The organism is Pseudomonas sp. HY2-MNA-CIBAN-0224 (assembly GCF_040310285.1).
Classification (GTDB): Bacteria; Pseudomonadota; Gammaproteobacteria; order Pseudomonadales; family Pseudomonadaceae; genus Aquipseudomonas; species Aquipseudomonas helleri.
The window spans coordinates 1-5,695 of sequence record NZ_JBEOPQ010000116.1; the positions used below are offsets into that span (position 1 = coordinate 1).

At 61.5% G+C, this 5,695-nt stretch carries 6 protein-coding genes; 4 read left to right on the forward strand and 2 right to left on the reverse strand.

Annotated elements, in window-relative coordinates; all coding sequences use genetic code 11:
- Window positions 1-93: 93 nt before the first annotated feature.
- Complete coding sequence (gene def / locus AAEZ03_RS25470) at window positions 94-600, reverse strand: peptide deformylase (protein WP_048373941.1); 507 nt, start codon at window positions 598-600, stop codon at window positions 94-96.
- 382 nt (window positions 601-982) lie between these two features.
- Between def and dprA the strand changes: the two genes are divergently transcribed.
- Together dprA and tsaC are read left to right on the forward strand one after the other, a co-directional pair.
- Window positions 983-2,080 carry a DNA-processing protein DprA gene (gene dprA / locus AAEZ03_RS25475; RefSeq protein WP_350582455.1) on the forward strand — a complete coding sequence of 366 codons (1,098 nt, stop codon included), beginning with the start codon at window positions 983-985 and terminating at the stop codon, window positions 2,078-2,080.
- 35 nt (window positions 2,081-2,115) lie between these two features.
- Window positions 2,116-2,673, forward strand: a complete 558-nt coding sequence (tsaC, locus tag AAEZ03_RS25480) for an L-threonylcarbamoyladenylate synthase type 1 TsaC (protein ID WP_048373942.1) — start codon at window positions 2,116-2,118, stop codon at window positions 2,671-2,673.
- A 73-nt stretch (window positions 2,674-2,746) separates the two neighbouring features.
- On the opposite strand, the gene AAEZ03_RS25485 is transcribed toward tsaC, so the two are convergent.
- Complete coding sequence (locus AAEZ03_RS25485) at window positions 2,747-3,724, reverse strand: NADPH:quinone reductase (RefSeq protein WP_153335041.1); 978 nt, start codon at window positions 3,722-3,724, stop codon at window positions 2,747-2,749.
- A 148-nt stretch (window positions 3,725-3,872) separates the two neighbouring features.
- Here AAEZ03_RS25485 and hemF point away from each other — a divergent pair, with 148 nt between their 5' ends.
- Window positions 3,873-4,787 (forward strand): oxygen-dependent coproporphyrinogen oxidase, encoded by a 915-nt coding sequence (hemF, locus tag AAEZ03_RS25490; protein ID WP_153327931.1) that lies wholly within the window; start codon window positions 3,873-3,875, stop codon window positions 4,785-4,787.
- Between the two features lie 22 nt (window positions 4,788-4,809).
- A complete protein-coding gene (aroE, locus tag AAEZ03_RS25495; protein WP_350582458.1) occupies window positions 4,810-5,631 on the forward strand; it encodes a shikimate dehydrogenase in 822 nt (273 codons plus the stop codon).
- Window positions 5,632-5,695 lie beyond the last annotated feature (64 nt).

Consider the following 5,695-nt stretch of genomic DNA (forward strand, 5'->3'; position numbering starts at 1 on the left):
AGCTTGCCTCGCGATCTTTTGATCGTTTAAAAGATCGCGAGGCAAGCTCGCTCCTACAGTGAGTCCGAGACAAGCGAAGGGTTATACCGAGGATCAAGCGTTCTGGCGGTGCAGTTTTTCCAGCTTTTTCTTGATCCGGTCACGCTTGAGCGTAGACAAGTAATCCACGAACAGCTTGCCGTTCAGGTGGTCGCATTCGTGCTGGATGCACACGGCCAGCAGGCCATCGGCGGTCATTTCAAAAGGCTTGCCGTCACGGTCCAGCGCTTTGATTTTGACCAACTGCGGGCGGTCTACGTTTTCGTAGTAACCCGGCACCGACAGGCAGCCTTCCTGGTACTGGCCCATCTCGTCGGTCAGGGTTTCGAACTCAGGGTTGATAAACACCATCGGCGCGCTGCGGTCTTCGCTCAGGTCCATGACCACGATGCGCTTGTGCACGTTGACCTGCGTGGCCGCCAGACCAATGCCAGGCGCTTCGTACATGGTTTCAAACATGTCATCGATCAACTGACGGACTTCGTCGTCCACAACCGTCACCGGCTTGGCGATGGTACGCAGACGCGAGTCTGGGAATTCGAGGATGTTTAAAATAGCCATAAGTTTGATTGGGGCACTGTGTGAAAGATTCAAAAACGGTTGTCAGGGGGTCTTGAAGACTCGGCAACCTGTGCAAAACGTCTCCTTCAGAGAGAGCCCGCTCGGGCTCTGGCGTTTCACGCGAGCGCACATAATAAAGGGATTCAACCCCGGATGAAACGACTAGCTGCCCGGCTGCAGGTGGCGCGCGCGTCGCAGTTTGAAACCAATGGGCGCGGTCTGTGCGCAGCGTTCTACTAAGGTTGGGTTTGCCGGCGTTTTTTCAAGGCCGTACTGAGCGTTTACGCCGGCGCTTACTGACACGTGCCCAACAACTTGTTAACAGAGTTATCCACAGGTTGTCCCTGGCGTAACGCTGATGAAACAGATCAAGGATGATCCCATGTCGCAGTCTGATATTTCCCCAGCAGAGCTGGAAGCCCGCTTGCGTTTGCACCGCTTGCCCGAGGTCGGCCCACAGCGCTACCACGCCTTGTTTCGAGCCTTTGGCTCGGCCAGTTCGGCGCTCAGCGCCCCGGCCAGTGCCTGGCGGGCCTTGGGCTTGCCACCCGCCAGTAGCGAGGCCCGGCGCAACCCCGAAGTACGTGACGGTGCCAGCGCTGCAATGCGCTGGCTTGAGGGCTGCAAGCAGCATGTGTTGCTCCACGATCAGCCCGATTACCCGGCTTTATTGGCTGAAATCAAAGACCCGCCGCCTGTGTTATTTGTGGCGGGCGACCCCGGCATCCTGGAAAAACCGCAACTGGCGATGGTCGGCAGTCGGCGTGCCTCACGGCCGGGGCTGGACACCGCCGCGGCGTTTTCTAAGTGTCTGGCGGGTGCCGGTTTTGTCATCACCAGCGGGCTGGCGCTGGGCATCGACGGGGCCGCGCACCAGGCCGCACTGGACATTGGCGGGCAGACGATCGGGGTGCTCGGCACCGGCCTGCAAAAACTTTATCCACAGCGCCATCGCGCACTGGCAGACGCGATGATTGCCAACGGCAGCGCCGTGGTGTCGGAGTTCCCGCTGGACGCCGGGCCGCTGTCGGGCAACTTCCCACGGCGCAACCGAATCATCAGCGGTTTGTCGTTGGGCGTGCTGGTGGTCGAAGCCAGCGTGGCCAGCGGTTCGTTGATCACCGCCCGTCTGGCGGCGGAACAAGGGCGCGAGGTTTACGCCTTGCCGGGTTCGATCCACCACCCCGGCGCGCGCGGTTGCCATCAACTGATTCGTGACGGCGCCACCCTGGTGGAAACCGTCGAGCACATTCTCGAAGGCCTGCGCGGCTGGCGCTCGATGCCGTTATCCACAGCAGACCTGTTCACACACAGCTGTCATCCATTAGTGCAATTGTTGCAGGCAGCGCCCCACACCAGCGAAGCCCTGGCCTGCGCCAGCGGTTGGGACCTGCCCCGGCTGCTGGCGGCGTTGACCGAACTTGAACTCGACGGGCATGTGGTGCTTGAGGGCGGGCGTTGGTTTGCTCGCGCCAGCTAAGTACACTGCGCCCAGTACCTATTTGGAGACACTCAATGATCAGCACCTGGCGCGTCCAACAAGCCGCACGCGCGATTCATGCGGGCGCCGTGATCGCCTATCCCACCGAAGCCGTCTGGGGCCTGGGTTGCGACCCGTGGGATGAAGAAGCGGTCGAGCGTTTGCTGGCGATTAAATCGCGACCTGTGGATAAAGGCCTGATTCTGGTTGCCGACAACATTCACCAGTTCGACTTCCTGTTCGAAGACTTCCCCCAGGAGTGGATCGATCGCATGGCCAGTACTTGGCCTGGGCCGAACACCTGGCTGGTGCCGCATCAAGGCTTGCTGCCCGAGTGGATCACCGGCCAGCACGACACCGTGGCGTTGCGCGTGAGTGACCATCCGCTGGTGCGTGAGTTGTGTGCGTTGGTGGGGCCCATTGTTTCCACGTCTGCCAACCCGGCGGGCTTGCCGGCGGCGCGTACGCGATTAAAAGTTGAGCAGTACTTTCGTGGCCAGATCGATCACGTCTTGGGCGGCAATTTGGGCGGGCGTAAAAACCCCAGCCTGATCCGCGACCTGGCGACCGGCAAGGTCGTGCGCCCCGCCTAACCCCGCAAAATTTGTAGGAGCGAGCTTGCCTCGCGATCTTTTGAGCGTTTAAAAGATTGCGAGGCAAGGTGTGTTACGGCAACAAAATCGTCGAGCCGGTGGTGCGGCGCGAGGCCAGCTCGATGTGGGCCTTGGCCGTGTCTTTCAACGCATAGCGCTGGCTGATCTCAACCTTGATTTTGCCGGTGCGGATCATCTCAAACAGCTCGTCGGCCATTTTTTGCAGGTTCTCGGGCGTGTTGGCGTAGCCCGCCAAGGTTGGCCGGGTCACGTACAGCGAACCCTTCTGCGACAAAATCCCCAGGTTCACGCCAGTCACCGCCCCCGACGCGTTACCGAAGCTGACCATCAGCCCGCGCAGCGCCAGGCTGTCCAGCGAGGTGAGCCAGGTGTCTTTACCGACGCCGTCGTACACCACCGGGACTTTCTTGCCGCCGGTCAGTTCCAGCACGCGCTGGGCCACGTCTTCATGGCTGTAGTCGATGGTTTCCCAAGCACCCAGTGCTTTGGCGTGCGCTGCTTTTTCAGCCGAGCTGACCGTACCGATCAATTTCGCGCCCAGCGCCTTGGCCCATTGGCACGCAATCGAGCCAACGCCACCGGCAGCGGCGTGGAACAAAATGGTATCGCCCGCTTTAACCTCGTAGGTCTGGCGCAGCAAATACTGCACGGTCAGGCCCTTGAGCATCACGGCGGCTGCTTGCTCAAAGCTGATGTCGTCCGGCAGCTTCACCACATTCGCCGCCGGCAATACGTGGAACTCGCTATTCGCGCCCAGCGGGCCAGTGCCGTAAGCCACGCGGTCGCCTACGTTGACGGTGTGCACGTCACTGCCCACGGCATCCACGATGCCCGCGCCTTCATTGCCCAGGCCCGATGGCAGCTCGGGCAGCGGGTACAGGCCGCTGCGGAAATAGGTGTCGATGAAATTCAGGCCGATGGCCTGGTTACGCACGCGAACCTGTTGCGGGCCCGGCTCGGCAGGTTGGTAATCGACATACTCAAGCACTTCGGGCCCGCCGAGGGTCCGAAACTGGATACGTTTAGCCATTTGCACTGTCCTTGCTGAATTGACGAGGCCCCTATCCAACGCTTTAGCGTGATCTTCGTCAACTGCGACGATGCCGGGTGCGGTGTTATGCTAGCCGCCCTTCGCTGGCGGCCCCGCTCTGTCGCTTTGCCCGATTTAAGGTGATGTCATGACTACTCGCACCGAGGCCGTTAAAGCCTACTTGCTCGACCTGCAAGACCGTATCTGCGCCGCGCTGGAAACCGAAGATGGCGGCGCGCGCTTCATTGAAGACGCCTGGGAGCGCCCGGCAGGCGGTGGTGGGCGTACCCGCGTGATCGAAAACGGCCAGGTCATTGAAAAAGGCGGTGTGAACTTTTCCCACGTGTTTGGCAGCGGCTTGCCGCCGTCCGCCAGCGCCCATCGCCCTGAACTGGCGGGCCGTGGCTTTGAAGCCCTGGGCGTGTCGCTGGTGATCCACCCGCACAACCCGCATGTGCCGACGTCCCACGCCAACGTGCGGTTTTTCATCGCCGAAAAAGAAGGCGAAGAGCCGGTCTGGTGGTTTGGTGGCGGCTTCGACCTCACGCCCTACTACGGCGTTGAAGAAGACTGCGTGCACTGGCACCGCGTGGCCGAGCAAGCCTGCGCACCGTTCGGCGCCGACGTGTACCCGCGCTACAAAGCCTGGTGCGACCGCTACTTCCACATCAAGCACCGCAACGAGCCGCGTGGCATTGGCGGCCTGTTCTTCGATGACCTGAACGAATGGGATTTCGACACCTGCTTCGCTTTTGTTCGCGCCATCGGCGATGCCTTTATCGATGCCTACCTGCCGATTGTGCAGCGCCGCAAGGCCGACGCTTACACGGCCCAGCAGCGTGAATTCCAGGAATATCGCCGGGGCCGCTACGTTGAATTCAACCTGGTGCACGACCGTGGCACCCTGTTCGGCCTGCAATCGGGCGGGCGTACCGAATCGATCCTGATGTCGCTGCCGCCCCACGTACGCTGGGGCTATGACTGGAAAGTGGCGCCTGGTACCGAAGAGGCGCGGCTGACTGAGTACTTTCTGCAAGACCGCGACTGGTTAGCCAACGCCTGACATTGCCCGAGGAGCTTGCCTGATGGACCGTTACGTCGTTTTTGGTAACCCGATCGCCCACAGCAAATCGCCGGTGCTGCACCGCCTGTTTGCCGAGCAAACCGGGCAATCGATGCAGTACGACACGTTGCTCGCGCCGCTGGATGATTTTGGCGGCAGCGCGTTGGCGTTTTTCCAGCAAGGCCGCGGGGCCAACGTCACCGTGCCGTTCAAGGAAGACGCCTACCGCCTGGCCAACAGCCTGACCGCCCGTGCGCAACGGGCGGGCGCGGTAAACACCCTGAGCAAACTGGCTGACGGCACGCTGCTGGGCGAAAACACCGATGGCGCGGGGCTGGTGCGCGACCTGACGGTTAACGCGGGCTTCAGCCTCAAGGGCAAACGCATCCTCATTCTTGGTGCGGGTGGCGCAGTACGCGGTGCGCTGGAACCGATTTTGGCCGAAGGCCCGGCCTCGGTGACCATCGCCAATCGCACGGTCGAAAAGGCAGAAGTGCTGGTTGAGCTGTTCAGCGACCTGGGGCCGGTGGCGGCCAGTGGTTTTGACTGGTTAAAAGAGCCGGTCGACCTGATCATCAATGCGACGTCGGCCAGCCTGGCCGGTGAAGTGCCGCCGATTGCCAGCAGCCTGATCGAGCCGGGTCAAACCCTGTGCTACGACATGATGTACGGCAAAGCGCCGACGCCGTTTTGCCTCTGGGCCAGCGAGCATGGCGCGGGCCACATCATGGATGGCCTGGGCATGCTGGCCGAACAGGCCGCAGAAGCCTTCTACCTGTGGCGCGGCGTACGCCCGGACACCGCCCCGGCGCTGGCCGAACTGCGCCGCCTGCTGGCGCAGTAAACCCCTTGTAGGAGCGAGCTTGCCTCGCGATCTTTTGATCTTCAAAAAGATCGCGAGGCAAGCT

Coding starts and splice junctions, on each gene's coding strand:
- tsaC (WP_048373942.1), top strand. CDS start 2,116: ATGATCAGCACCTGGCGCGTCCAACAAGCCGCACGCGCGATTCATGCG.
- dprA (WP_350582455.1), top strand. CDS start 983: ATGTCGCAGTCTGATATTTCCCCAGCAGAGCTGGAAGCCCGCTTGCGT.
- aroE (WP_350582458.1), top strand. CDS start 4,810: ATGGACCGTTACGTCGTTTTTGGTAACCCGATCGCCCACAGCAAATCG.
- def (WP_048373941.1), bottom strand. CDS start 600: ATGGCTATTTTAAACATCCTCGAATTCCCAGACTCGCGTCTGCGTACC.
- hemF (WP_153327931.1), top strand. CDS start 3,873: ATGACTACTCGCACCGAGGCCGTTAAAGCCTACTTGCTCGACCTGCAA.
- AAEZ03_RS25485 (WP_153335041.1), bottom strand. CDS start 3,724: ATGGCTAAACGTATCCAGTTTCGGACCCTCGGCGGGCCCGAAGTGCTT.